The 24,841-nt window shown below is 52.7% G+C and carries 21 protein-coding genes, 1 tRNA gene and 1 pseudogene; 7 read left to right on the forward strand and 16 right to left on the reverse strand.

Annotation, left to right across the window (positions count from 1 at the left end; all coding sequences use genetic code 11):
* Positions 1–7 precede the first annotated feature (7 nt).
* The 7 genes and pseudogenes from tgt to gyrA all read right to left on the reverse strand — a co-directional run bounded on the left by tgt (position 8) and on the right by gyrA (position 7,728).
* Positions 8–1,189 (reverse strand): tRNA guanosine(34) transglycosylase Tgt, encoded by a 1,182-nt coding sequence (gene tgt, locus PSE_RS27690; protein WP_041769043.1) that lies wholly within the window; start codon positions 1,187–1,189, stop codon positions 8–10.
* A 21-nt stretch (positions 1,190–1,210) separates the two neighbouring features.
* A pseudogene (gene queA / locus PSE_RS27695) lies at positions 1,211–2,299 on the reverse strand (tRNA preQ1(34) S-adenosylmethionine ribosyltransferase-isomerase QueA); the annotation flags it as partial.
* A gap of 244 nt (positions 2,300–2,543) precedes the next feature.
* Positions 2,544–3,005, reverse strand: coding sequence for a peptidylprolyl isomerase (locus PSE_RS15660; protein ID WP_086003620.1), 462 nt, complete (start codon positions 3,003–3,005; stop codon positions 2,544–2,546).
* A 55-nt stretch (positions 3,006–3,060) separates the two neighbouring features.
* Positions 3,061–3,567, reverse strand: coding sequence for a peptidylprolyl isomerase (locus tag PSE_RS15665; protein WP_014285766.1), 507 nt, complete (start codon positions 3,565–3,567; stop codon positions 3,061–3,063).
* Positions 3,568–3,765: 198 nt separating this feature from the next.
* Positions 3,766–4,269 carry a pantetheine-phosphate adenylyltransferase gene (coaD, locus tag PSE_RS15670; protein ID WP_014285767.1) on the reverse strand — a complete coding sequence of 168 codons (504 nt, stop codon included), beginning with the start codon at positions 4,267–4,269 and terminating at the stop codon, positions 3,766–3,768.
* 147 nt (positions 4,270–4,416) lie between these two features.
* A complete protein-coding gene (locus PSE_RS15675) occupies positions 4,417–4,947 on the reverse strand; it encodes a DUF2199 domain-containing protein (RefSeq protein ID WP_158309191.1) in 531 nt (176 codons plus the stop codon).
* 63 nt (positions 4,948–5,010) lie between these two features.
* Positions 5,011–7,728, reverse strand: coding sequence for a DNA gyrase subunit A (gyrA, locus tag PSE_RS15680; RefSeq protein ID WP_014285769.1), 2,718 nt, complete (start codon positions 7,726–7,728; stop codon positions 5,011–5,013).
* 408 nt (positions 7,729–8,136) lie between these two features.
* Here gyrA and PSE_RS15685 point away from each other — a divergent pair, with 408 nt between their 5' ends.
* The 3 genes from PSE_RS15685 (at position 8,137) to galE (ending at position 10,886) form a co-directional block, all read left to right on the forward strand.
* Positions 8,137–8,769: a MarC family protein gene (locus PSE_RS15685; protein ID WP_008546602.1), complete on the forward strand. Its 633-nt coding sequence runs from the start codon at positions 8,137–8,139 to the stop codon at positions 8,767–8,769.
* Between the two features lie 113 nt (positions 8,770–8,882).
* Positions 8,883–9,815: a cation diffusion facilitator family transporter gene (locus tag PSE_RS15690; RefSeq protein ID WP_014285770.1), complete on the forward strand. Its 933-nt coding sequence runs from the start codon at positions 8,883–8,885 to the stop codon at positions 9,813–9,815.
* 81 nt (positions 9,816–9,896) lie between these two features.
* On the forward strand, positions 9,897–10,886 hold the full coding sequence (gene galE / locus PSE_RS15695) for a UDP-glucose 4-epimerase GalE (RefSeq protein WP_083416392.1): 990 nt from the start codon (positions 9,897–9,899) through the stop codon (positions 10,884–10,886).
* A gap of 61 nt (positions 10,887–10,947) precedes the next feature.
* On the opposite strand, the gene PSE_RS15700 is transcribed toward galE, so the two are convergent.
* On the reverse strand, positions 10,948–11,385 hold the full coding sequence (locus tag PSE_RS15700) for a DUF192 domain-containing protein (protein WP_208997952.1): 438 nt from the start codon (positions 11,383–11,385) through the stop codon (positions 10,948–10,950).
* 117 nt (positions 11,386–11,502) lie between these two features.
* Positions 11,503–12,084, reverse strand: coding sequence for a cold-shock protein (locus PSE_RS15705; RefSeq protein ID WP_008546686.1), 582 nt, complete (start codon positions 12,082–12,084; stop codon positions 11,503–11,505).
* 415 nt (positions 12,085–12,499) lie between these two features.
* Between PSE_RS15705 and PSE_RS15710 the strand changes: the two genes are divergently transcribed.
* Positions 12,500–12,940, forward strand: coding sequence for a VOC family protein (locus PSE_RS15710; RefSeq protein WP_041768601.1), 441 nt, complete (start codon positions 12,500–12,502; stop codon positions 12,938–12,940).
* 192 nt (positions 12,941–13,132) lie between these two features.
* Positions 13,133–13,207, forward strand: a tRNA-Glu gene (locus tag PSE_RS15715).
* Between the two features lie 218 nt (positions 13,208–13,425).
* On the opposite strand, the gene PSE_RS15720 is transcribed toward PSE_RS15715, so the two are convergent.
* On the reverse strand, positions 13,426–13,971 hold the full coding sequence (locus tag PSE_RS15720; protein WP_014285775.1) for a single-stranded DNA-binding protein: 546 nt from the start codon (positions 13,969–13,971) through the stop codon (positions 13,426–13,428).
* A 400-nt stretch (positions 13,972–14,371) separates the two neighbouring features.
* Between PSE_RS15720 and uvrA the strand changes: the two genes are divergently transcribed.
* Positions 14,372–17,305 (forward strand): excinuclease ABC subunit UvrA, encoded by a 2,934-nt coding sequence (gene uvrA, locus PSE_RS15725; RefSeq protein WP_014285776.1) that lies wholly within the window; start codon positions 14,372–14,374, stop codon positions 17,303–17,305.
* A gap of 671 nt (positions 17,306–17,976) precedes the next feature.
* On the opposite strand, the gene PSE_RS15730 is transcribed toward uvrA, so the two are convergent.
* On the reverse strand, positions 17,977–18,561 hold the full coding sequence (locus PSE_RS15730; protein WP_208997953.1) for a hypothetical protein: 585 nt from the start codon (positions 18,559–18,561) through the stop codon (positions 17,977–17,979).
* Positions 18,562–18,797: 236 nt separating this feature from the next.
* Between PSE_RS15730 and trmFO the strand changes: the two genes are divergently transcribed.
* The gene (gene trmFO / locus PSE_RS15735) at positions 18,798–20,195 is read left to right on the forward strand and encodes a methylenetetrahydrofolate--tRNA-(uracil(54)-C(5))-methyltransferase (FADH(2)-oxidizing) TrmFO (RefSeq protein WP_083841576.1); all 1,398 of its coding nucleotides are present in this window, start codon (positions 18,798–18,800) and stop codon (positions 20,193–20,195) included.
* A gap of 53 nt (positions 20,196–20,248) precedes the next feature.
* On the opposite strand, the gene PSE_RS15740 is transcribed toward trmFO, so the two are convergent.
* The 5 genes from PSE_RS15740 to yajC form a co-directional block, all read right to left on the reverse strand.
* Entirely contained in the window at positions 20,249–21,109 is an 861-nt protein-coding gene (locus PSE_RS15740) for a phytoene/squalene synthase family protein (RefSeq protein WP_014285780.1), read from the reverse strand.
* Between the two features lie 19 nt (positions 21,110–21,128).
* Positions 21,129–21,533 carry an Mth938-like domain-containing protein gene (locus PSE_RS15745; protein ID WP_014285781.1) on the reverse strand — a complete coding sequence of 135 codons (405 nt, stop codon included), beginning with the start codon at positions 21,531–21,533 and terminating at the stop codon, positions 21,129–21,131.
* Between the two features lie 146 nt (positions 21,534–21,679).
* Positions 21,680–22,621 (reverse strand): protein translocase subunit SecF, encoded by a 942-nt coding sequence (gene secF / locus PSE_RS27700; RefSeq protein ID WP_008546498.1) that lies wholly within the window; start codon positions 22,619–22,621, stop codon positions 21,680–21,682.
* A gap of 15 nt (positions 22,622–22,636) precedes the next feature.
* Complete coding sequence (gene secD / locus PSE_RS27705; RefSeq protein WP_014285782.1) at positions 22,637–24,241, reverse strand: protein translocase subunit SecD; 1,605 nt, start codon at positions 24,239–24,241, stop codon at positions 22,637–22,639.
* 95 nt (positions 24,242–24,336) lie between these two features.
* Entirely contained in the window at positions 24,337–24,666 is a 330-nt protein-coding gene (gene yajC, locus PSE_RS15760) for a preprotein translocase subunit YajC (protein ID WP_008546278.1), read from the reverse strand.
* Positions 24,667–24,841 lie beyond the last annotated feature (175 nt).

The following is a 24,841-nucleotide window of genomic DNA, read 5'->3' on the forward strand; positions in this document are numbered from 1 at the left end:
TACAGTCTTATGACCAAACATAAGGCTCGATATCACCACGAGCCCAATCTTCTTTGGTCTTCTGGCGAAACTCCTCGAAGCGGCCTTCATCGATAGCGTCGCGGATCCCCTGCATGAGGTACTGGTAGTATGCAAGGTTGTTCCAGGTCAGGAGCATCGCTGCAAGACCTTCGTTCACGCGCACCAGATGATGCAAATAAGCGCGGGAGTACTTGGAAGTTGCTTCACAGTTGGATAGCTCATCCAATGGACGTGGATCTTCTGCGTGACGTGCGTTCTTCAGGTTCACCTTGCCAAAGCGAGTGTAAGCCAGACCGTGGCGGCCAGCGCGAGTTGGCATAACGCAGTCAAACTGATCGATACCGCGCGCAACACTTTCCAGAATATCTTCAGGCGTACCAACGCCCATCAGGTAGCGCGGCTTGTCTTTTGGCATCGCTGGCGTGGTGATTTCCAGCATCTTCAGCATCACAGCCTGAGGCTCACCGACCGCCAATCCACCAACTGAGTACCCTTCCATAGGAAGTTCACCGAGACGTTGAGCGGATTCGATACGCAGATCAGGTACATCACCACCCTGAACAATACCGTAGAGGCCCTGCCCCTTTTGCGGTCCACCCATTTTCTCAAACTGAGCACGGGAGCGCTCGGCCCAACGCAGAGACAGCTGCATAGCGCGCTCAACTTCATCACGCTCAGCAGGAAGCGCGATACACTCATCGAGCTGCATCTGAATATCGGAACCCAGAAGGCCCTGGACTTCAACGGAGCGCTCTGGGCTCATGAAGTGCTTGGAGCCATCGTGATGTGAGGAGAAGGTCACACCTTCTTCGGTCATCTTGCGCAGGCCAGACAAAGACATCACCTGAAATCCGCCAGAATCTGTCAGGATCGTGTGATCCCAGCCCATGAACTTATGCAGACCACCCAGTTTGGCGATACGCTCAGCCGTTGGGCGCAGCATCAGGTGGTAGGTATTGCCCAGAACGACATCAGCGCCCAGATCACGTACCTGCTGTGGGTACATGGCTTTCACGGTCGCTTGCGTGCCTACTGGCATAAAGGCTGGCGTGCGCACTTTACCATGTGGGGTAGTGATTTCACCGCGGCGAGCCATGCCATCGGTCTTCAGCAGTTTGAAGGAAAACGGCTTGGCGTCCTGCTGTGTATCGATAGTCGTTTCGGTCATTTTTAAAGCCTTCTTGAACAGCAGCGAGCTGTCTCCATAACTGTAAAAACGGTAGCCAGAGCTGATGGCGTGTTCATACGCGGCACGCATTTCTTCCATACCGCTCAGCGCACTTACCAGCATGAACAGCGTGGAGCGCGGCAGGTGAAAGTTGGTCATCAGCGCATCGATGGCTTTGAACTGGTAGCCCGGCGTAATAAAGATGTCAGTGCTTTGGGAGATCGGGTTGATGATCCCCTCGTCCGTCACAGCACTTTCCAGAATGCGCAGTGAGGTTGTGCCAACAGAAACGATCTTATTACCACGGGCACGCACAGCGTTGAGCGCAGCGACGGTCTCTTCGCTGATCTCACCATACTCAAAGTGCATTTTGTGATCTTCGGTCTTGTCAGCCTTCACTGGCAAAAACGTACCGGCGCCCACATGAAGCGTCACAAAGTGCTTTTCTACGCCGCGCTCTTCCAGAGCTGCAAACAGACGGTCTGTGAAATGCAGGCCAGCGGTTGGCGCTGCAACAGCCCCTTCATGCTTAGCATAGATCGTCTGGTAGTCTTTACGATCCTGATCATCTTCCGCACGTTTAGCTGCGATATACGGCGGTAGCGGGATGTGGCCGACCTGCGCAATCGCAGCGTCTAGGTCACCTGCAGAGCGATCAAACTCAAACAGGATATCTCCTGATTCGGACTTCTCAGTAACAACTGCAGAAAGTTCCGCAGCATCTTTGCTTTCTTCATCAAAAGCAAAGCGAACGGTATCGCCGACTTTTAGCTTTTTTGCTGGGCGCACAAATGCACGCCACTCTTTTGCACTTGCGCGTTGGTGTAGCGTCACACCAACTTTAGCCGTCACGCCATCACGGGTGCGGAAGCCGAGGAGCTGTGCAGGAATTACTTTTGTATCATTGAAGACCAGAGCATCGCCCGGCTCCAGCAGATCAGGCAGAGACAGCACCTGATCATCCGTTAGTAGTTGCTCGCCATCTGGGCGCACCACCAACAGGCGTGAACTGTCACGCGGAACTGCCGGGCGGAGCGCAATGTTTTCCGGCGGCAGGTCAAAATCAAAATCATCAACCAGCATAGGGTACCCAGCTTTACAAAACAGCATCTCAGCGCCGCACAAAATGTGGTCGCCTTTTATCCGCTGTCTTATTGGAATTACGGCTCAAACGCTGGTCACCTGCAGGCCTTACTGTCACCTATCCCACAGCCAAACGCTTGAAGCCACTGGGGGATACCCTTTAGTGCGATTAAGGTCAACCTGTTTAGACTTGCCGCGTCCATTTGCATGCAGGCAAAGAAAAGGCCCGGCAAATTGCCGAGCCTTTTCAAAAATCGCAATGCGCTCAAAATTAAGCGTCTGCTGCAACCTTCAAAGAAACGATCTTGTCTGGGTCTACAACTGGCTCACCGCGCTTGATCTTGTCGATGTTGTCCATGCCTTCAACAACCTGACCCCAAACGGTGTACTGGCCGTCGAGCCAGTTTGCTTCGCCGAAGCAGATGAAGAACTGGCTGTCACCAGAGTTCGGATCCATGGAACGCGCCATGGAGCAAGTGCCGCGAACGTGCTTAGCGTCGTTGAACTCAGCTTTCAGCTTCTTGCCAGAACCGCCGGTACCTGTACCCTGTGGGCAGCCGGTCTGAGCCATGAAGCCGTCAATCACACGGTGGAACACGATGCCGTTGTAAAAGCCTTCACGTACCAGCTCTTTAATGCGAGCAACGTGGTTAGGTGCCAGATCAGGACGCAGTTCAATAACAACGTTACCCTGAGTGGTTTCCAACAGCAGTGTGTTTTCTGGATCTTTGATATCAGCCACGGGACTGTCCTTTATCTTAGAATAAGTCTGAGTGCAGACATAGCCTTTACTTGGCGTCTGCCGCAACCTGCATTTTGATGATCTTATCAGGGTTACGAACAGGTTCGCCGCGTTTGATCTTGTCTACTGCGTCCATTCCGGAAACCACTTCACCAAATACGGTGTACTGACCGTTCAGCCAGGACCCTTCATTGAACATAATGAAGAACTGGGAGTTCGCGCTGTGTGGGCTGCGGGAACGAGCCATACCAAGAGTACCGCGCTTAAAAGGAGCCTTGGAGAACTCAGCCTTCAGGTCAGGCAGTTCGGAACCACCCATGCCGGTGCCGGTTGGGTCACCAGTCTGCGCCATGAAGCCATCAATCACGCGGTGGAAGACGATGCCGTCATAAAAACCTTCACGGGTCAGCTGCTTGATGCGCTTGACGTGCTCAGGAGCAAGATCAGGACGCAGCGCGATTTCAACGCGGCCATCTTTCAGGTCCAGATAAATCGTGTTTTCAAGATCTTTGGCGCTGGCAGTAAATGGCATCATAAATGCGCCCAGAACCATCGCACATGCTGTCAGGATACGTAGCAAGATTTCTGTCCTTGTCTTAACCAAAGCGCACCGCCCTAAGCCCCAATCGACCTGAAGAGCAAGATGCGCGTAAAAAACATTAATTAGCGGTGATGCGTGATTGCACATAAACGCGACGCGCTAAAAAAGTCTAACCCTATCAAATAGGCAGTCTTTCCTGTTGCGTTGTTTTTAAGCAATCTCAAAGCGCTTTTTCAGCGCAGCCTCAACACACTTGGGGACAAACGAACTGTAATCTCCCCCCATCTTCGCAATCTGGCGCACCAGTGTAGCCGTAATTGGGCGCATCACAGGCGAACTTGGAAAAAAGACAGTCTTGATGTCCGGCGCCATGGCACCGTTCATACCAGCCATCTGCATTTCATAGTTAAGATCTGTCGAGTCACGAAGACCGCGCACCAGGATGTTGGACCCATGCTCCCGAGCTGCATCAACAACAAGCCCGGTGAAGGAAACAGTGCGAATGCGCGCTGCGTCTTCCTTGCCGAACTGTTCTTCGCAAGCAAGGCGGATCAGCTCCACCCGTTCCTCAAAAGAGAACAACGGAGCTTTGGAAGCCTGAATACCGATGGCCACAACCACCTCATCAGCCAGAACCAACGACTGCTCCAGAATATCCAGATGGCCGTGCGTCATAGGATCAAAAGACCCCGGATAAAGTGCAATGCGCTTCATATTAAATCTCGCGTCACTAGATGCCTCCCCCATAAGCATCGAAGATGACGCTTACCTCTCGGGCGTTTGCGCGATTGAACCCATTTTTCTTAAGTGTTTCAAGCTGTTTCTGCCCATTTAGAGTAGGCAGTATGTTGCATCATCACATTATGACGGCCTATGCAGGAAAAGATGGAAGATCTGCCGAGCTTTCTCGATGCTAATTCCATGATGCTGATCACGTATCAGCTCATGGTCTCCAATGTGCAGCAAGACATTAGGCCGTAAGTTTTTACTCCTGAGTTCTACGTTGGCAGGAAGACCGCAGGTCTCCCCATAAAAAGCAAGGTTGTTTGCCAAATACCCGAAATACCCTCTTCCCTCTACATTCTCCTCTGAATCCAAAGCGTAGTCCTGAAAACTCTCTTCGCTGACGGAAACCCAAATGCCCCACAAAAACGTTTCTTGCAGCCCATGTACAGGAATGTCCATCGTCGCTCTGATAAAGAAGTGCTCTCCATCTTCATCTTTGTAAATACAACGATTTGCATCCAAATGACCGGTTTCCTGAACTTCTTTATTCTGCCACAAAAATGGAAAGGGAGCGTCATACGCTACACTGGGAGCATCGTCATGCACTTGCCCGCAGCAGTCACAACGATACTGAAAGCTCAACTTTTTTGGTTTTCGCCAGAACAAATCATCCGTCCAAATCAATAAAAAATGGGCAGAGATTTCTCTCTGCCCATCTGAACTCTCAAATCATTCAGCGCTTGGCGTCTCGCCGCCGTCGCCCTCTGGTGCTGGAGGGACTGCTCCAGCTTCACCGCTATCGGCTCCGCCTTCACTTGCGCCTTCCGCTTCCACGTTTTCGTCGTCATCAGCTTCGCTAATACGCTCCACTGCAACAACTTTTTCATCCGCAGACGTATTGAAGACGATCACGCCCTGCGTAGAACGACCAGCAACACGGATACCGTGAACAGGACAACGGATCAGCTGACCACCGTTGGTCACCAGCATGATCTCATCACTCTCTTCACTTCGGAAGGAAGCAACCAGACGACCGTTTCGATCATTCACAGTCATCGCAGCAATACCCTTACCGCCACGACCAGTGGTGCGGTACTCGTAAGAGCTGGTGCGTTTGCCGTAACCGTTTTCAGAAACAGTAAGAATGACTTCTGCATTCTCGTCCATTGCCTCAAAACGCTCTTTGGTCATGCCAGCATCTTCAAAGGATACGCTCTCAGCACCTTCTTCACCGCTCATCGCACGGGAAAGCTTCAGGTAAGCGGTGCGCTCATCTGAATCACAGTCGAAGTGGCGCAGGATGGTCATGGAGATAACGTGATCACCCTCAGCAAGGTTGATACCGCGAACACCAACGGAGTTGCGCCCGGAGAACACACGCACGTCTGTCGTTGGGAAGCGAATACACATGCCCGCAGATGTCGTCAGAAGAACATCATCGTCTTCGGTTGACGTCATCACGTTCACGATGCCATCGCCCTCTTCCAGCTTCATTGCGATTTTACCGTTCTTATTGATCTGCGCAAAATCAGAGAGCTTGTTCCGACGAATGGTGCCGCGCTTGGTCGCAAACAACACATCCAGCTCTGCCCATGTCTCCTCATTTTCAGGAAGCGGCAGAATAGATGTGATGCGTTCGCCTTGCTCCAAAGGAAGCATGTTGACCAGCGCATTACCACGTGCCTGAGGACCGGCCAGCGGCAAACGCCAGACTTTCATCTTGTAGGCAATACCGCGGGAAGAGAAGAACAGAACCGGCGTATGGGTGTTGGCAACGAACAGACGGGTTACGAAATCCTCGTCCTTCGTCTGCATGCCCGAGCGGCCTTTACCACCACGACGCTGTGCACGGTAAGTATCCAGAGGAACACGTTTGATGTAGCCGGAGTGAGAGACGGTCACGACCATATCTTCACGCTGGATGAGATCTTCATCATCCAGATCGCCACCACCATCAGTGATCTCAGTTCGGCGCGGTGTCGCAAACTCATCACGAACTTCTTCAAGCTCAGTGCGAACGATCTCAAGGATGCGCTCTCGGCTCTTCAGAATATCCAGATAGTCTTTGATTTCCGCAGCAAGTTTATCCAGCTCATCGCCGATTTCATCACGACCCAGAGCGGTCAGACGCTGCAGGCGAAGATCCAGAATAGCGCGTGCCTGATCTTCAGAAAGCTTGAATGTACCATCTTCCTGAATTGCATAACGCGGATCATCGATCAACTGAATCAGAGGCTCAATGTCTTTTGCGGGCCAGTTGCGCTCCATCAACTGACGACGCGCAGTCGCCGGATCCGGCGCAGTGCGGATCAGATGAATAACATCATCGATGTTCGCGGTCGCAACAGCCAGACCAACCAACACATGCGCACGGTCACGTGCTTTTGCCAGCAGGAAGCGTGTACGGCGCCCAACAACCTCTTCACGGAACGCGATGAAGGCCTTGAGCATGTCTTTCAGAGCAAGCTGCTCAGGACGACCACCATTCAGCGCCACCATGTTACAGCCGAAGCTCTGCTGCAGCTGAGAGTAGCGATAGAGCTGGTTCACGATGACGTCAGGAACCGCATCCTTCTTCAGCTCAATAACAACGCGCATGCCCTGACGGTCAGACTCATCGCGAATATCGGAGATACCTTCGATACGCTTCTCACGCACAAGCTCTGCGATCTTTTCGATCATTGCAGACTTGTTGACCTGATAAGGGATCTCGGAGACGATAATCGCCATGCGGCCGGCACGGATCTCTTCCGTGTCCACCTTACTGCGCATGATGACGGAGCCGCGGCCATTCTCATAAGCCGCTTTGATACCCGCGCGGCCAAGAATAATGCCGCCAGTCGGGAAGTCAGGACCCGGAATGATTTCCATCAGCTCAGGCAGAGTGATTTCAGGGCGCTCGATCATCGCGATCGTGCCGTCAATCACCTCACCCATGTTGTGCGGTGGAATATTGGTCGCCATACCAACCGCAATACCGCCAGCACCATTGACCAGAAGGTTCGGATAGCGAGCCGGAAGAACCTCAGGCTCCTGCTCAGAACCATCGTAGTTCTCATGGAAGTTGACCGTATCTTTGTCGATATCGGAAAGCTGAGTGTGAGCAACTTTTTCGAGGCGACATTCGGTGTAACGCATCGCCGCAGCGCGGTCACCGTCAATCGAGCCAAAGTTACCCTGCCCGTTAATGAGCGGCAGACGCATGGAGAAATCCTGCGCCATACGAACAAGAGCATCATAAATCGCACTATCACCGTGTGGGTGATACTTACCCATAACGTCACCAACGACGCGGGCGGATTTACGGTAGGGCTTGTTCCACTCATATCCGTTTTCATGCATGGAATACAGAATACGGCGGTGAACCGGCTTCAAACCATCACGAACATCGGGAAGCGCACGGCTTACGATCACGCTCATCGCATAATCGAGATAGCTGCGCTTCATTTCATCTGTGATAGAGACGGGCCGAATGTCGCTGGGTAGGCCACCTGGTGGTGTACTTAAGTCCTGATCTGCCAAGGATTATTCTCATCAATTTAAGTCAGAATTCCGCACCTTTATAGCCGATTCAAACCGCAGAACCAAACGCCACAAGCCCTGAAAAGACACCTAATAACAACTACCTTACCCCACGGCCTGATCCGCGGCAGGTCACTAGGCCTTTCTACGCAGTTTCGTTGCTTAAAAACCTCGCTCTTCCTCATAAAAATACTAAGCTCAGTTCAGGTGGTGCAAAAACCTATCAAACTCTTGCCAAATACAACATTGTCTGTTAGCGCCCTCTCAAGAACCGCAGAATTGCGGGTAAAAACGCCCGAAGTCGGGCCCACCCCACATACAAGGTAAAGCGCAATGCTCATTGAGTTTCTGATCAATGCATTTGCCATGCTGTTTGTCACCATTGACCCGATTGGTCTGGCGCCGATTTTTCTGGCCGTAACCGCTGGGGCAAGCAGTGTTGAGCGCCGTCAGATCGCGATCAAAGCCGTGATCATCTCTGGCGTAACGCTCCTGGCATTCTTCTTTGCCGGACGCCAGCTTCTGGAAGTTCTCGGCATCTCTCAAGCGGCCTTTAAGGTTGCGGGCGGCCTTCTGCTCTTCATCATTGCAACTGAGATGGTGTTCGAACATCGCCAGAAGCGTAAAGCTGAAAGCGCCGAAAAAGTGGTTGAGCAGGAAGACCTTTCTCAGACAGCAGTGTTCCCGCTGGCTATTCCGCTCATTGCAGGTCCGGCAACCATCTCTGCCATCATTCTGCTCGCAGGCCAGGCACCGGGTTTCACAGGCCAAATGAGCCTGATCGCAGTCCTCCTTTCCGTGCTCGCACTCAGCTTCTTCGTATTCCTGCTGGCAGCACGCATCGACAAACTGCTCGGCTCAACTGTTCAGCTGATCATCACCCGTCTCTTCGGTGTGATCCTGGCAGCCCTGTCCGTTCAGTTCGTCGCAGACGGCATCTTCTCGCTGATCGAGATGCACTCTTAAAAACTGCTTTGCGCCCGCAGCACTTGTGGGCGCACCCTTCCCGAAAATGAGATAGGACTTGAAGTCCAAAATCCCCTTCGTAAAGTCACCCTTGTATTTTATGGAGGATTCGAATGGCTGCCCACGGCTCCAAGAAGGTCATTTTCGCCGCCCTTGCTGGCAACACACTCATTTCAATCACCAAGTTTGGCGCCGCAGCTTACACCGGCTCAGCCGCAATGCTGTCCGAAGGCATCCACTCCCTCGTCGACACAGGCAATCAGGGCCTTTTGCTGCTTGGCATGAAGCGCGCAGAAAAGCCTGCTGACGAAAAACACCCATTTGGCTACGGCTCCGAAATCTACTTCTGGGCATTCGTCGTCGCCATCATGATCTTCGCAGTCGGCGCCGGCATCTCGCTTTACGAAGGCATCCAGAAGATCATCCATCCGCACCCACTCGAATCCGCATTTGTCGCTTATGTGGTTCTGGGCCTTGCCATCATCTTCGAAGGTTGGGCCTGGACGGTCGCGTTCAAAGAATTCCAAAAAACAAAAGGCAAGCGCCCGTTCATGACGGCAGTTCGCGACAGCAAAGACCCAACGGTCTTCACCGTTCTGTTTGAAGACACCGCCGCAATGCTGGGCCTTCTCGTTGCTCTTGGCGGCATCTGGGGTGCTCAAACATTTGGCATCGTGTGGCTGGACGGCGCGGCATCAGTCGTCATCGGCCTTATCCTTGCAGGCACAGCCTTCGTTCTCGCCCTTGAAACCAAAGGCCTCCTCATCGGCGAAAGCGCCTCTGACGAGCTCGTCGCGTCCGTTCGTGAGATTCTGAACGCACCATCGGCTATCAAAGGCGTCAACGAAATCCGCACATTGCACCTTGGCCCGAATGACGTTCTCCTTGCAGCATCTCTGGACTTTGAAGACGCGCTCACCGCAGGCGCCGTTGAGGAAGTCATTTTCTCGCTGGAAGATACAATCAAACGCGCGCACCCTGTGATCGGACGCGTCTTCCTGGAAGTACAGGCCGCACGTGACCATCAGATTCTTGAGGGCGAATAATCAAGGCTAATTCTTTTGCATAGAGATCCGACAGGAAGCGCTCTATGAAACACACCTATTTTGAGAGTCTTGGAGCAGACAATGACCATACTTGTAACAGGCGGCTGCGGATATATTGGAAGCCATATGACGTGGTGCCTTCACGATGCCAAAGAGGACTTCGTTGTCATCGACAACCTGTCCACTGGCTTTGACTGGGCGATACCGCAGAGCGCTAAACTTTACGAAGGTGAGATCACAGATCTTGATCTGCTCCAGACGATTTTCCGCAATCATGATATCACGGCAGTTATTCACTTCGCCGGCTCAATTATTGTACCAGAGTCCGTCTCTAACCCATTGAAATACTATAATAATAACACGGCAGCTTCACGCACACTGATTGAAGCGTGCGTGAAGAATGGCATCAAGCACTTCATCTTCTCTTCTACGGCTGCTGTTTATGGGGATCCGGAAGTTATTCCGGTTTCTGAAGATGCACCCCTAACCCCCTTAAGCCCTTACGGCACTTCAAAGCTTATGACAGAGCTCATGCTGCGCGACACCGCCGCTGCACATGACTTCAAATACACCGCATTACGCTACTTCAATGTGGCAGGCGCGGACCCTGAAGGCCGCACCGGTCAATCGACCAAAAACGCCACTCATTTGATCAAGGTTGCCTGCGAAGCAGCACTCGGCAAGCGCACTCATCTTGGCATTTTTGGCGATGATTTTGACACTCCGGACGGCACCGGTGTGCGCGACTACATCCATGTGTCCGACCTCGCAAGCGCGCACTACCTCGCCCTCAAGCGCCTGCGCGATGGCGGCGACAGCATCGTCATGAACGCTGGTTACGGCGACGGCTATTCCGTACTCCAGGTAATTGACGCTGTGAAAGCCGTCTCCGACGTAAATTTTGAGGTCAAAAAAGAACCACGCCGCGCAGGTGACTCCCCAAAAGTGGTGGCCGACAACTCTCGGATCATGAGCAATCTGGACTGGAAGCCGCAGTTCGACGACCTGCCGACAATCGTGAAGCACGCGCTGGACTGGGAAAAGAAACTCCAGTTCAAAAACAGCCTCTAACAAAAATGCCGACTGAAATTCTCAGTCGGCACCTTTTTTGTTTCAGCGAGTTCAAACAGTCTTATGGAATGCGAATAACCTGATCCCCAGGTTTGATCCCAAGCTCAGCAGCGCGACCTGCCAGAACCTCTAAAACATATCTTGCAGGCAATCCGGAAGGGATAATCTCCTCCGAAAACGGCACCGTGTTCGCTGCGATGCTCTTAATCTTGTAATCCGATCCAATAAAAATGATATCGAGCGAAGTCGGTGTGTTTTTCATCCAGAAGTACTGAAGACCTGATTGCGGAAAAATAAACAACATTCCCTGATCCGGCTTCAGATCAGTCCGTCCCATCAGTCCCTGCGCTCGATCATCTGCCGTCTCAGCCACTTCAACCTGAAACTCGTGTGTCCCGTTATCGCTACGAACCTCGACCGTTTCAGTTCGCATGCCCGCAGAAAACGCAGTTGTCATACCCATTAATAATACTAGAAAAGCTAATCGAAGAACCGTCATACCGCTCGCTCTGAACCTCTTTTCTTTAAGCTTTGAGGCAAAGAAAAACCCTTGGCAAGTCACCAAGGGCTTGAAATCGGCAAATCTCAATATTGTGATCTGACCAAACAGATCTCTTTAGTGCGACGCTGGAATATGCGTACCATTTCCAACAGGGCGAACCTCTGCAGCCATCTTGCCTTTTGGACCATCACCAAAGCGCACCTGAACCTTCTGGCCCGGCCGCAGCTCAGTGATACCAAAGCGGCGCAGAGTTTCCATATGAATAAAGATATCTTCCGTGCCTTCACCGCGTGTCAGGAAGCCAAAGCCTTTGACACGGTTAAACCACTTCACTTCAGCCTCAACAAAGCTACCCTCTGGAGTGACCTGAACATGAGTGCGGGATGGCGGCAGCTGTGACGGATGAACCGCATAGCTTTCATCCATGGAAAGAATGCGCATCGCCTGCAAACCACGTGGACGATTTAAGACCTCGCAAACAACGCGAGCACCCTCATAGGCAGTCTGATACCCGTCTCTGCGCAAGCATGTAACATGCAGCAAGACGTCAGGCAGATCGTCTTCCGGCTCTACAAAACCATAGCCTTTCCCAATATCAAACCACTTGATTGTTCCTGCTACCTGAAGAACATCTAAGGCTGTATCGTCAACCAGGTCCTCGACAGAGCCTACCTGAGGCGCCGTTTTTACCACCATGATGAATGCCCCGAAATTTGCCGCATCTGAAATGTAGCGTCCATTTCGAACCGAACGCCACTTGATTCCACGAAAAGAATATCATCACGCCCGACGCCAAGAAGGTAAAAAATTAACAAAGAGCTAAATGATCCCCCATTGATTTGGTTAGTGTTGTCCTATCAACACCATTTACCTGAAGTTTGGAGGGGGTATAGCTAACACTACTGAAGATTTTATCCCATGAAACCCCGTGTTACTTTCAAAAGCCCACCACATCATCGGATACACACTACTGCGAGGTGTACCTTGTATATTCCCAAATCAGAAATACTAGGCACCCTTTCCCTTTATCATTTTTCACGCTAGCTTCGCTCAACTTCAACCTCCGCTGGCTCCTGTTCTGAGAGCCACCCCATATAAGAAAGTGTTCGACATGCGTTATCTGCACACCATGGTCCGGGTTAAAGATCTGGATGAGTCACTCAACTTCTACTGCACGATCTTCGGACTGGAAGAAGTACGCCGCCACGAAAGCGAAGCAGGCCGCTTCACCTTGGTGTTCCTTGCAGCACCTAAAGATAAAGAAGCCTTCAACGCTTCTTCTGCTCCTGCGCTGGAACTGACTTATAACTGGGATCCGGAGGAATACACCGGCGGTCGCAACTTCGGCCACCTCGCCTATGAAGTCGATAACATCTACGAGACCTGCGAAAAACTGCAGGCGGCTGGCATCACCATCAACCGCCCACCACGTGATGGCCGCATGGCATTCATCGTTTCTCCAGACGGCATTTCCATCGAACTGCTGCAAAAAGGCGCAAATCTTAAGCCAGCCGAACCATGGCTCTCCATGGGCAACACCGGAAGCTGGTAATCCAATAGGATCTGATACAGCGCCTCAATCAGCATTGAGGCGCTGAAATCAAAGCATAATTAAGAAAAGTATATGCCATCCTCATATTTGTGGATTGTTTGAATTATAAAATTTTAAGCACTAGACATTATCCTAGTGAAAATCTATAAGCCTCCTCACACAGCGCGCCGCACGGCGAAAACGCTGTAGAGTGCGCCCATCGTCTAGCGGTTAGGACGCCGCCCTTTCACGGCGGAAACAGGGGTTCGATTCCCCTTGGGCGTACCATTTCTCTTCCTTACATCGTGATAAGTTCTGCAAGCAAATGGCTACGTCTGCATAAACGCACACAAAGCATCCTGCCCCAGCAACGTCTCTCTTCGTAGCACCAGCTCTACCAGCTCCAATGCTGAGAGAAGACACGCACTCATATAAACCGCCGCTAACAAAAAAGCCCGGCAATGAGCTGATACTCACGCCGGGCCTTAATGAATAATGCGCTTGGCTTAGAACGGGATTTCGTCGTCCATTCCGCCGCCGAAACCGCCGGATGGAGCCTGCCCACCGCCGCCACTTCCGCCGAAGCCGCCGCCCTGGTTGCCACCGCCACCAAAGCCACCGCCCTGGTCGTAGCCGCCACCGCCGCCACCAAAGCCGCCGCCGGACTGGCCACCCTGGCCACCCATGCCGCCGCCTTCGCCGCGACCATCAAGCATGGTCAGCGTAGAATTGAAGCCCTGCAGAACAATCTCAGTAGAGTATTTGTCCTGACCGCTCTGGTCCTGCCATTTGCGGGTCTGCAGCTGGCCTTCGATGTAAACTTTGGAGCCTTTGCGCAAGTACTGCTCAGCAACCTTTGCAAGGCCTTCATTAAACACAACAACGCGGTGCCATTCAGTGCGCTCACGGCGCTCGCCGCTGTTGCGATCACGCCAGCTTTCGGAAGTCGCGATACGCAAGTTGACGATCGGACGACCATCCTGCGTACGGCGAATTTCCGGATCTGCGCCCAAGTTTCCAACCAAAATGACTTTATTGACGCTACCGGCCATTGAATTACTCCTAAATCTGAACCAACTCATAGCTGAGCAGGTTAAGTTGGCAAGTAACCTATGCTCCGCGCTCTACAAATCAAACAGGCTTTCGCAAAGCGGCCCCGGTTGTCCACATTTCCGAGGCTTTCCTTTTGAATATCAGGCGTCAGGAAGCAGGGCTCTCCACTCGTTCTATATTTGTTCCAGTACAATGCCTTGTGAAAACGCCAAGTTCAACTCTCAATTTTTCTAAAGGACAATTTTCTGAGAGCGAACTCAAAAAGGCTTGCCCCTTAAAATTGTTCCGTTTATGTTCCACCTGATTTCCAGCGCACATTCTCCTTCATTTTGAGGATCGCGCCCTGACCTGTTTTGCTTTTTATATGCGAACTCGGCATCCGTGATAAAGGACAGTTCCATGGCGAAGTCGCCAACACATGACATCGAAAACAATTCCACGCGCGCTGATCTAATGAAGCAGATTACTGTACGCGGCGCTCGCGAACATAACTTGAAAAATGTGGATCTGGACCTTCCACGCGATAGCCTGATCGTCATGACCGGCCTGTCCGGCTCAGGCAAATCTTCCCTCGCTTTTGATACCATCTACGCTGAAGGGCAGCGCCGCTACGTTGAAAGCCTGAGCGCTTACGCCCGCCAGTTCCTTGAAATGATGCAGAAACCGGACGTTGATCAGATCGACGGCCTGTCTCCAGCCATTTCCATCGAACAGAAGACAACCTCCAAAAACCCACGCTCTACCGTGGGCACGGTCACTGAGATCTACGATTACATGCGCCTTCTGTTTGCGCGTGTCGGTATCCCATATTCTCCGGCAACCGGCCTTCCTATTGAAAGCCAGACCGTCTCTCAGATGGTCGATCGCGTCCTGATGCTGGACGAAGGCACACGCCTTTACCTGCTGGCCCCAATCGTGCGCGGCCGCAAGGGGGAGTACAGGAAAGAGCTCGCCGAGCTCATGAAAAAGGGCTTCCAACGCGTCAAAATTGATGGCGAGTACTACGAAATCGCGGATGCCCCAGCACTGGATAAGAAGTTCAAGCACGACATTGATGTGGTCGTTGACCGTGTTGTCGTACGTGAAGACATGACTGGCCGCCTCGCAGATTCTCTGGAGACTGCTCTGGAACTGGCTGAAGGTCTGGCAACAATTGAGTTCGCCGACCAGAAGGATGAAAAAGGCAAAGCCAAGCAAATCGTCTTTTCCGAAAAGTTCGCCTGTCCGGTCTCCGGCTTTACGATTCCTGAGATTGAACCACGCCTGTTCTCATTCAACAACCCGTTCGGCGCCTGCCCAACCTGTGACGGCCTAGGTACCAAACTGGCGTTTGAAGCTGAACTCGTCGTGCCGGATCAGTCCTTGTCTTTACGCGGCGGCGCAATCCTGCCGTGGTCGAAAACCGGTTCCACCTCTCCATATTACACCCAGACCCTGGAAGCATTGGCCAAGCACTACAAGCAGCCAATGACCAAAGCCTGGAAGGAACTGCCAGAAGATTTCCGCAATGCGGTCCTGTTTGGCACGGGCAAAACCAAAGTGCAGTTTGTCTATGATGACGGCACCCGTTCCTACAAAACCGAAAAACCGTTTGAGGGCGTCGTCGGCAACATCGAACGCCGCTGGCGTGAAACCGATTCCCAGATGGTGCGCGATGAGCTGTCCCGTTATCAGTCAGACCACGCCTGTGATGCCTGTAACGGCTACCGCTTGAAGCCAGAAGCGCTGTGCGTGAAGATTGCAGACCGCCACATTGGCGAGATCACCGCACTCTCCATCAAAACAGCACACGACTGGTTCTCCAGCATCGAAGAGAAGCTCTCTGATAAGCAGAACGAAATCGCCTATCGCATCCTGAAGGAAATCCGTGAGCGCCTAAAGTTCCTCAATGACGTTGGTCTTGAGTATCTTTCCATGGACCGCTCCTCCGGCACCCTGTCAGGCGGTGAGAGCCAGCGTATCCGTCTTGCATCTCAGATTGGCTCTGGCCTCACCGGTGTTCTTTATGTTCTGGACGAACCGTCCATCGGCCTGCACCAGCGCGACAACGCACGTCTGCTGGAAACGCTGAAGCATCTGCGCAATCTGGGCAACACTGTCATCGTGGTTGAACACGACGAAGATGCCGTTCTCACAGCTGACCATGTGGTGGATGTGGGACCGGGCGCAGGTATCCATGGCGGCCAGGTGGTTGCACAAGGTACACCAGAAGAAGTGATGGCCAACCCGGCCTCTCTCACTGGTAAGTACCTCTCCGGCAAAATGAGCATCCCGCAGCCGGATGAGCCGCGCAAGATCGACAAGAACCGCCAGATCAAGGTCTTCGGTGCTCGTGGCAACAACCTGAAAGAAGTCGACGCAAGCATCCCACTTGGCACATTTACCTGCGTGACAGGTGTATCCGGCGGCGGCAAGTCCACGTTCCTGATCGATACTGTCTACAAGGCAACCGCTCGCCGCCTCAACGGTGCGCGCGATAACCCTGCCCCGCATGACCGTATCGAAGGTCTGGAGCGGCTGGATAAAGTCATCGACATCGACCAGTCTCCAATCGGCAGAACCCCACGCTCCAACCCGGCCACCTACACCGGCGCCTTCACGCCGATCCGCGAGTGGTTTGCAGGCATGCCGGAAGCAAAAGCACGTGGTTACGCACCGGGCCGGTTCTCCTTCAACGTGAAAGGCGGACGCTGTGAGGCGTGTCAGGGTGATGGTGTCATCAAGATTGAAATGCACTTCCTGCCGGATGTGTACGTCACGTGTGATGTCTGTAAAGGCAAACGCTACAATCGCGAGACGCTGGAAGTTCAGTTCAAGGGCAAATCCATTGCAGATGTTCTGGACATGACTGTTGAGGAAGCAGCAGGCTTCTTCTCCGCCGTTCCATCCATCCGCGATAAAATGGAAACCCTCGCCCGTGTTGGCCTCGGCTACATCAAGGTCGGCCAACAGGCAACCACACTGTCAGGCGGTGAAGCACAGCGCGTGAAGCTAGCAAAAGAGCTTTCCAAACGCTCAACAGGCCGCACGCTTTACATTCTGGATGAGCCAACAACTGGCCTGCACTTCCATGATGTCGCCAAACTGCTCGATGTTCTTCATGAACTCGTCGATCAAGGCAACACGGTGCTGGTGATTGAGCACAATCTGGAAGTCATCAGAACCGCTGACTGGATTCTCGACCTTGGTCCGGAAGGCGGCGATGGTGGCGGCACTATCGTGGCAACAGGTCGGCCAAAAGACGTTGCAGAGGTGCCGGAAAGCTACACCGGCCAGTTCCTCAAAGAACTGTTTGACCGACGAAGCGCCAACAAACTGGACGCAGCAGAATAGTTATCCAAAGGCCGGGCACTGTCCCGGCCTTTTCTTTTGCACATTTTGCGCACGCAGAGCCGCTCACTTCACTCCAATGGCATAAGTTGCCAATGCACGCACCTTTGTCTGCGACATCGGCTCAAGGCGCCTTACTCCTTGAAATATGATTAAATTTTTAGCTCTAAGTGCCTGAAAACCGGCCTTTCAGCTTTTCAGGTATGCAGATTTGTGCCGCAGATCACAAAATTGCTGCGGCGCACAATCGCACTTCTTAGCATTTATGTCGTTTTGAGGAGTGTTAGCGCCATCATTCGCCACAATGCCATGCATTTTTTGCATATCGGACATGCGAAATGATGTGATGCACAATCGAAAAGTCTTTTGTATAAACCAACTCAAGGCCGCTGAGGAACTCCTCCCAATCAAACCTCGGCAGCCTAACATACAATCCTCAAGTGGCACCTCCTCCCAAGCCGCTTGATGGTTTCAAAACAGAGATTTCCTCCCAGTTCTCTGTTTACTAGCTTCGCCCGTCGTTCCTCCCATCGACGGGCGTTAGCTGTTTTAAGGGCCTATTTTTTATTAATCGCCCAAGTAAGCTCCAAAACCAGCACGCGATAAAGAAAAGCGCATCAGCTGTGCTGATACGCCCTCATTCTCTTGCTCGCAGTTTTGAGATTGAACCAGACTTACTTGGTCACTGGCTTCACCAGATCCGCGCTGGTCATCGTCAACCATCTGGACATATGCAAAATGTCCGGCGGCTCGCCATTACTCAAACGCCAGCTATCCACCACCCATGGAATATCCGTGGTGGTATCAACAACAACAGCAGACGCATGCGGGTATTTGCCATCAAAGAAAAAGCCCCGGGAAGCTGGGCGTGCTACACGGTGGTACTTCAACCACCCTTGTGAACCTGCATAAGCCAGCAAGCTGGTGGTGTTGGTCGCTTCATCAATGCAATCCATCTGTCCGCGGACATTGCCGTTGCTCATGTCCAGCCCGCCAATATCGTTGGAAGAGCCAACCACAGGCCCCACACGCTTTTCCTGCCACTGCACTGCCTTGGAAATTGCAGCACGCTCCGCCTCAGGGCTACGACTACCCTTCTTCAGGATCGCACGGAGGCGGCGCTGATCTTTCTGGCTAAAGGTAACCGCAGTGCGATACTCGCATCCAAACCCATGGCAGATGTAAAGTGTGTCACCCATATTTTCGATTCCGCCCATCTGGGCATACCAGGTGCTTGTCGGCCGATTAATCTGGCTCATGCAAGCACTTAGCCCAACTGCAGCAATTGCAAGCACTAAGCCCCGAGAAACCTTCTTGAATTTCTTATTTAAAAAATACATGTGTTTATGTGAATCACTTTGCACAACCATGGAAGATTGATGGCCTAAATGATTGAACTGAGCAAGTTCAGAGGCTAAGCAATTCGCAAGCGATAAACACTTAGGCTTCCATGGACGCTTTAGCGCAACAGAAAGCCCAGTCGATTGGATAGGAAATGACGAAGCAACCCATACACGTGGTTGGTGGCGGCCTAGCAGGCTCCGAAGCAGCATGGCAGATTGCAGAAAAAGGCCTCAAGGTCGTTCTGCACGAAATGCGCCCGACCCGTGAGACTGACGCACACAAAACAGACGGCTTGGCAGAACTGGTGTGCTCCAACTCATTCCGTTCTGACGATGCTGAAAACAACGCTGTTGGCCTGCTCCACGCAGAACTGCGCGCAGCTGGCTCCTTGATCATGAGATCCGCAGATGCCAACAAGGTGCCTGCAGGTGGCGCTCTGGCCGTGGATCGTGATGGCTTTTCCGAAGCAGTTCAAGCTGCGCTGGAAGCCCACAAGAACGTTGAGATCATCCGCGAAGAAGTGACCGAGATTCCATCAGCTGAAATCGGCCAGGTTATTCTGGCAACCGGCCCGCTGACCTCCCCGGCACTGTCCGAGCAGATCCTGAAAGCAACCGGCGAAGACTCCCTCGCCTTTTTTGATGCGATCGCGCCGATCATCCACACTGAGTCCATCAATATGGACAAGGCATGGTACCAGTCGCGCTACGACAAAGTTGGTCCAGGCGGCACTGGCAAAGACTACATCAACTGCCCAATGGACAAAGAGCAGTATGAAGCCTTTATTGATGCACTGATCGGCGGCGAGAAAACATCTTTCAAAGAATGGGAAGAAAACACCCCATACTTCGACGGATGCCTGCCAATCGAAGTCATGGCTGAACGTGGCCGGGAAACTCTGCGCCATGGCCCGATGAAACCAATGGGCCTGACCAACGCGCACCAGCCAGACATCAAGGCCTATGCTGTTGTTCAGCTGCGTCAGGATAATGCACTGGGCACGCTCTACAACATGGTTGGGTTCCAGACCAAACTGAAGTACGGCGCACAGTCCGAAATCTTCCGCATGATCCCGGGTCTGGAAGATGCTCAGTTCGCACGCCTTGGTGGCCTGCACCGCAACACCTTCCTCAACTCACCACGACTGCTGGATGAGCAAATGCGCCTCAAGGCTCTGCCGCATGTGCGCTTTGCAGGTCAGATCACCGGGTGTGAAGGTTATGTTGAATCAACCGCTGTTGGCTGCATGACAGGCTTGTTCGCAGCCCATCAGGCTCTTGGCACGGACATCGCACCACCGCCTGCAACAACCGCTTGCGGCGCGATCATCAACCACATCACCGGTGGCCACATCGATCGTGAAGATGGTTCAGGCCCGCGCTCTTTCCAGCCGATGAACATCAACTTCGGTCTGCTGCCGCCTTTGGACGAAATGCCAAAGCATCCGGAAGGCAAGCGTCTGCGCGGCAAAGAAAAGACCCGCCTAAAAAAGCAGGTCATGGCCAAACGTGGTCTGGATGACTTCAAAGCTTGGGTTGCGACCGTTTAAAGAGCAAGCACCTAGCACAAGATACAAAGAAGGCCGGAAATTCCGGCCTTTTTCTATTTGCGGGACAATCTGGCAAGACGGCGCGATGTACGCCACATATGCCACATCCGCCGAATATGCGGCGCGCCACCACAAACTTGCAGCGGCTCAAAGCTGTCTTTATCCGCCTCATTGAAGAACAGCTCCACCTGAAACACTGGCAAAAATGCTGGCAGGACAGACTTATCAATCCCTTCCAGAGCCTCTTCACAGTCATCCAGATGCTTCCGGCTCAGCTCCACCATTTCCTCAAACACAGCCCAGACACCATCATCAGATCGGTTGCCCTTCAAAGCATTCGGATCCACGTCGTGCCGTTCCAGCACTTCCTTCGGAATGAACTGCTGCTGGCGGGAGGCCTGCCATGCCAATGTCTGCATCAGGCCAGACATGGCATAAGCCACACCGCCATGACCACACGCATCAGAGACCTGACGGTCCGCCGGCTTCCCACTCAGGATCATGGAGGCAAGCAGAACCAGCGCAGAACTGGTCTCACCGCAATACCCTTCCAGATCATTCACTGTTGGCATCGGGTCGGAATAAAGGTCAAACCGGCGCGCTGAGATCAGATTGAGAAACGGCTCGCGCGGCAGTTTGTGATGCTCGATGGTCTCGATGATCGCCTGCGCCACCGGATTATGCATCACATCACCGTGGTCGGTACCACTCAGCGCGTCATGCCACCATTGCAGCCGGATCTCACCGGGCATCGGCTCATTCACCAATTCACGGATCCGCGCAATCTCACAGGCAAACGCATAAAGCGCAATCAGGCTTGGGCGCGCAGTGATCGGCGCATAAAGCGTACTCAAGTAACGCTCGTATGAGAAGCGTTTTACAAAGTCATTGCAGTAGTTATAGGCCTGGCTCATAGCTGGGTCCCATGCTCATTCAGGTATTTTCAACGGCAATAAAAACAGCGGCCACGGCCCGGTCTTCATTAAGAAGCACATTGTAAGTGCGCACAGCAGCACCGGTAGACATGCTATCGACCATGATGCCTTTCTCGCGGAACGGTGCCTTGCGAGCTTCCGGGAATGGCTTCAACTCATCACCAGCACCAATCAACAGCACTTCAATGCCATCAGATTCCTGAAGCACCTGCTCCAGGGCTTCGTCGGTGATTTCCTCAAAAGTCTTAGGCTCCCAGCCATACACACCGGAAGGCACACACATCAAAGAACCACGATGGGACATATCGGCAAATCGAAACCCGCCATTTCCGTAGGCATCGATCTGAACCATGCTCGGATAATGCGCATCCCGCACTTCCAAAGGCTCGCCGCGTTTTCCCATAATGACCTCCGATGGGCTGTTTTGGCCCAGTATACGCGCTAAATGATAGCCTTCTGTTTAATTACACGCGAAAGAATGTCCAATAGAAAATGGGGCTGACCACAACTGTAGTCAGCCCCATCTAAAACTCTAGCTGTTTCCGCAGGTTAAGCGGATTTTGCAGGAGATGTCTCGTCGTCTTTCTTGTCAAACACGCTAGTGCGAAGCTTCATGAGCATCAGCAGCGGAGAAGCAAGGAAGATAGATGAGTAAGTACCAATCACGATACCGAAGATCATCGCCAGCACAAAGGACTGGATCACTTCACCGCCCAGGAAGTACAACGCAAACAGTGCCAGCAAGGTGGTGACAGATGTCATTGTTGTACGGGACAGGGTCTCGTTGATGGACTTATCAAGCAGCTCTTCCAGAGAAAGACGCTTGTAGCGACGCAGGTTCTCACGAATACGGTCATAAACAACCACCGTATCGTTGAGCGAGTACCCGATGATTGTCAGCACCGCTGCGATACTGGACAGCGTAAAGTCCAGTTGCAGTATCGCAAACAAGCCAACCGTCAGCAGAATATCGTTGAACGTTGTGATGATCGCGCCAACTGCGAACTGCCATTCAAAGCGGAACCAGATGTAGAACATGATCATCAGCAGCGCAGAGCCAACCGCCAGCGTGCCTGCATATGCAAGCTCACCGGAAACACGTGGCCCAACCACCTCTGTTCTGCGGAACTCATATCCATCAGTGAAAGCACTGCGAACATTTTCAACCACATCCTGCTGTGCGCTTTCACCTTCGCCCTGAGATTCAATACGGATCAGAACTTCGGTAGGACTACCAAACTCCTGAACCTGAACATCACCCAGATTGAGACCACCAAGGGTCCGGCGAATTTCAGAAAGGTTAGCAGGACCGTTTGTGGACTGCAGTTCAATCAGTGTACCGCCCTTAAAGTCGATGCCGTAGTTCAGGCCGACTGTCAGGAACAGAACGATGGAAAGAACTGCTGTAATTCCAGAAAACGGGAAGCTCAACACCCGCCAATGCATAAAGCGGAAGTTGGTCTGCTCCGGAACAAGTCTAAGAAGTTTCATAAAGCATGCTCCGAGTTAGATTGGCAGTTTGGATGGACGCTTACGCTTCACCCATACTGAGATGAGGAAACGAGACACGGTAAATGCAGAGAACACCGTGGTGAAGATACCGATCATCAGGGTCACCGCGAAGCCTTTAACAGGACCGGAACCGATGAAGAACAGGATCACAGCCACGATCAGCGTTGTGATGTTCGCATCCAGGATTGTGCCAAGTGCACGGCTAAAGCCTGCATCGATAGAACCGATGGCAGAGCGACCTGCGCGCGCTTCTTCACGAATGCGCTCATAGATCAGCACGTTCGCATCAACCGCCATACCGATGGTCAGAACGACACCCGCAATACCTGGCAGCGTCAGCGTGGCCTGCAGTGTGGTGAGCACACCGAAGATCAGGAACACGTTGGAAGCCAGTGCAAGGTTCGCAATCACACCAAACTGGCCGTAAGCCAGCAGCATGAAGATGACAACCGCAGCAGCAGCGACGATAGACGCGATCTTACCGCTATCAATGGAATCCTGACCAAGGCCCGGACCAACGGAACGCTCTTCGACAACGTCCAGACGCGCAGGAAGCGCACCGGCACGCAGCAGAACTGCAAGATCATTCGCACCATCAACGGTAAAGTTACCGGAGATCTGACCGGAACCACCCGTGATTGGCTGACGGATAACCGGCGCAGTGATCACCTCGTTATCCAGCACAATTGCGAACGGACGGCCAACATTTGCACGGGTCACATCCGCAAAGACGCGGGCACCGGCAGTGTTGAAGCGGAAGTTCACAACAGGCTCATTGGTCTGCTGGTCAAACGCCACAGAAGCGTCCTGCAGCTCTTCACCAGTCAGCAGCGGAGTTTCATCCAGCAGGTATGGCTGGCCGTCATTGCCTTCAACAACCATCGTACCATTCGGTGGACGGCCCTGAAGTGCCTGAGACGCGCTCATTTCCTGGCTAACAAGGTGGAAAGTCAGCTGAGCAGTTGCACCAATGATATCCTTCAGGCGCTGTGGGTTAGATTCACCCGGCGCTTCAACAAGGATACGGTCAGTGCCCTGACGCTGAATGGAAGGCTCAGTCGTGCCGAGTTCATCAACACGGCGACGGATCACCTCAATGGACTGTCTCACAACAGAAGCAAGACGCATGTCCAGACCTTCCTGAGAGAAGGCCATACGGAACAGGCCGTCACCTTGAGGCTCAAGAACAAATTCGTTAACCGCTGCACCGCCGAAAACGCCGGAGTTAAGCGGGTTTACCAGTTCTGCAAGGCGTCGTTCAGCTTCGTCGTAACGTGCTGCATCACGGATGCGCACCTGAACGCCGTCTCCCTGAATGCCCAGACCGGTGTAACCGATACGTGGGTTTTCGCGCAGGGCCCGGCGGATGTTACCAACCAGCTGACGGAACTGTTTTTCTTTGTAATCTTCCTTATCAACCTCATAGAGCAGATAAGCACCGCCCTGAAGGTCAAGACCGAGAACAATCTGGCGCTTAGGCATGAAATCCGGCCAGGATTGAACAGTGCTTGCCGGGAAGAAGTTCGGCAATGTTGTAAGTATACCGCCCAGCACCACAACGATAATCAGGGCGATTTTCCAACGCGCGAAATGAAGCATGAGTATATGCCCGGTCCTAGTATAGGCAGACCGCCTTCCGCAAGGCCTGTGCCTCAGCAGGAAAGCGGCCTGAAACTACAAGCATCAAGGCGCGATTATTCGCCGTCCTTGACAGGTTCACCTTTGGAGCGAACCTCCTGGATCATTGCGCGAGCAATACGCACACGCGTACCTTCCGCGATGTCCACCTGCAGCTCAGCTTCATCAACAACCTTGGCAACTTTACCAATCAGACCACCGGAGGTCACAACAGTATCGCCACGACGCAGATTGTTCACCATTTCCTGGTGAGATTTCATGCGCTGACGCTGAGGGCGAATGATCAGGAACCACATGATCACGAAGATCAGAACGAATGGCACGATGGACATGATCACGTCCGGTGCACCACCTGCGGCCTGTGCATAGGCAGGGGTAATAAGCATTAGTTTCTCCTTACCACAAATTCCAATGGAACCTGATGGCGTTCATTAAACAATTGGCGAGGCGAGCCTCTCCAAAATTGACCTTGGCCCGATAGAACAAGGATTTTGGGCTGGACTATACAGTCCACTCCAGTGTTTTCAAGGCATTGACATGCTAACTGGGACTTTCCCCAAG

The sequence above is a fragment of the Pseudovibrio sp. FO-BEG1 genome (assembly GCF_000236645.1).
GTDB lineage: Bacteria > Pseudomonadota > Alphaproteobacteria > Rhizobiales > Stappiaceae > Pseudovibrio.

Excerpts from the sequence above, each read along its gene's own strand:
- PSE_RS15730 (WP_208997953.1), bottom strand. The coding sequence starts at position 18,561 with ATGAGCCAGATTAATCGGCCGACAAGCACCTGGTATGCCCAGATGGGC.
- galE (WP_083416392.1), top strand. The coding sequence starts at position 9,897 with ATGACCATACTTGTAACAGGCGGCTGCGGATATATTGGAAGCCATATG.
- PSE_RS15710 (WP_041768601.1), top strand. The coding sequence starts at position 12,500 with ATGCGTTATCTGCACACCATGGTCCGGGTTAAAGATCTGGATGAGTCA.
- PSE_RS15720 (WP_014285775.1), bottom strand. The coding sequence starts at position 13,971 with ATGGCCGGTAGCGTCAATAAAGTCATTTTGGTTGGAAACTTGGGCGCA.
- tgt (WP_041769043.1), bottom strand. The coding sequence starts at position 1,189 with ATGACCGAAACGACTATCGATACACAGCAGGACGCCAAGCCGTTTTCC.
- PSE_RS15700 (WP_208997952.1), bottom strand. The coding sequence starts at position 11,385 with ATGACGGTTCTTCGATTAGCTTTTCTAGTATTATTAATGGGTATGACA.
- gyrA (WP_014285769.1), bottom strand. The coding sequence starts at position 7,728 with ATGAAGCGCAGCTATCTCGATTATGCGATGAGCGTGATCGTAAGCCGT.
- secF (WP_008546498.1), bottom strand. The coding sequence starts at position 22,621 with ATGAAACTTCTTAGACTTGTTCCGGAGCAGACCAACTTCCGCTTTATG.
- PSE_RS15745 (WP_014285781.1), bottom strand. The coding sequence starts at position 21,533 with ATGGGAAAACGCGGCGAGCCTTTGGAAGTGCGGGATGCGCATTATCCG.
- coaD (WP_014285767.1), bottom strand. The coding sequence starts at position 4,269 with ATGAAGCGCATTGCACTTTATCCGGGGTCTTTTGATCCTATGACGCAC.
- PSE_RS15685 (WP_008546602.1), top strand. The coding sequence starts at position 8,137 with ATGCTCATTGAGTTTCTGATCAATGCATTTGCCATGCTGTTTGTCACC.
- yajC (WP_008546278.1), bottom strand. The coding sequence starts at position 24,666 with ATGCTTATTACCCCTGCCTATGCACAGGCCGCAGGTGGTGCACCGGAC.
- secD (WP_014285782.1), bottom strand. The coding sequence starts at position 24,241 with ATGCTTCATTTCGCGCGTTGGAAAATCGCCCTGATTATCGTTGTGGTG.
- PSE_RS15690 (WP_014285770.1), top strand. The coding sequence starts at position 8,883 with ATGGCTGCCCACGGCTCCAAGAAGGTCATTTTCGCCGCCCTTGCTGGC.
- uvrA (WP_014285776.1), top strand. The coding sequence starts at position 14,372 with ATGGCGAAGTCGCCAACACATGACATCGAAAACAATTCCACGCGCGCT.
- PSE_RS15705 (WP_008546686.1), bottom strand. The coding sequence starts at position 12,084 with ATGGTGGTAAAAACGGCGCCTCAGGTAGGCTCTGTCGAGGACCTGGTT.
- trmFO (WP_083841576.1), top strand. The coding sequence starts at position 18,798 with ATGACGAAGCAACCCATACACGTGGTTGGTGGCGGCCTAGCAGGCTCC.
- PSE_RS15740 (WP_014285780.1), bottom strand. The coding sequence starts at position 21,109 with ATGAGCCAGGCCTATAACTACTGCAATGACTTTGTAAAACGCTTCTCA.
- PSE_RS15665 (WP_014285766.1), bottom strand. The coding sequence starts at position 3,567 with ATGGTTCTGGGCGCATTTATGATGCCATTTACTGCCAGCGCCAAAGAT.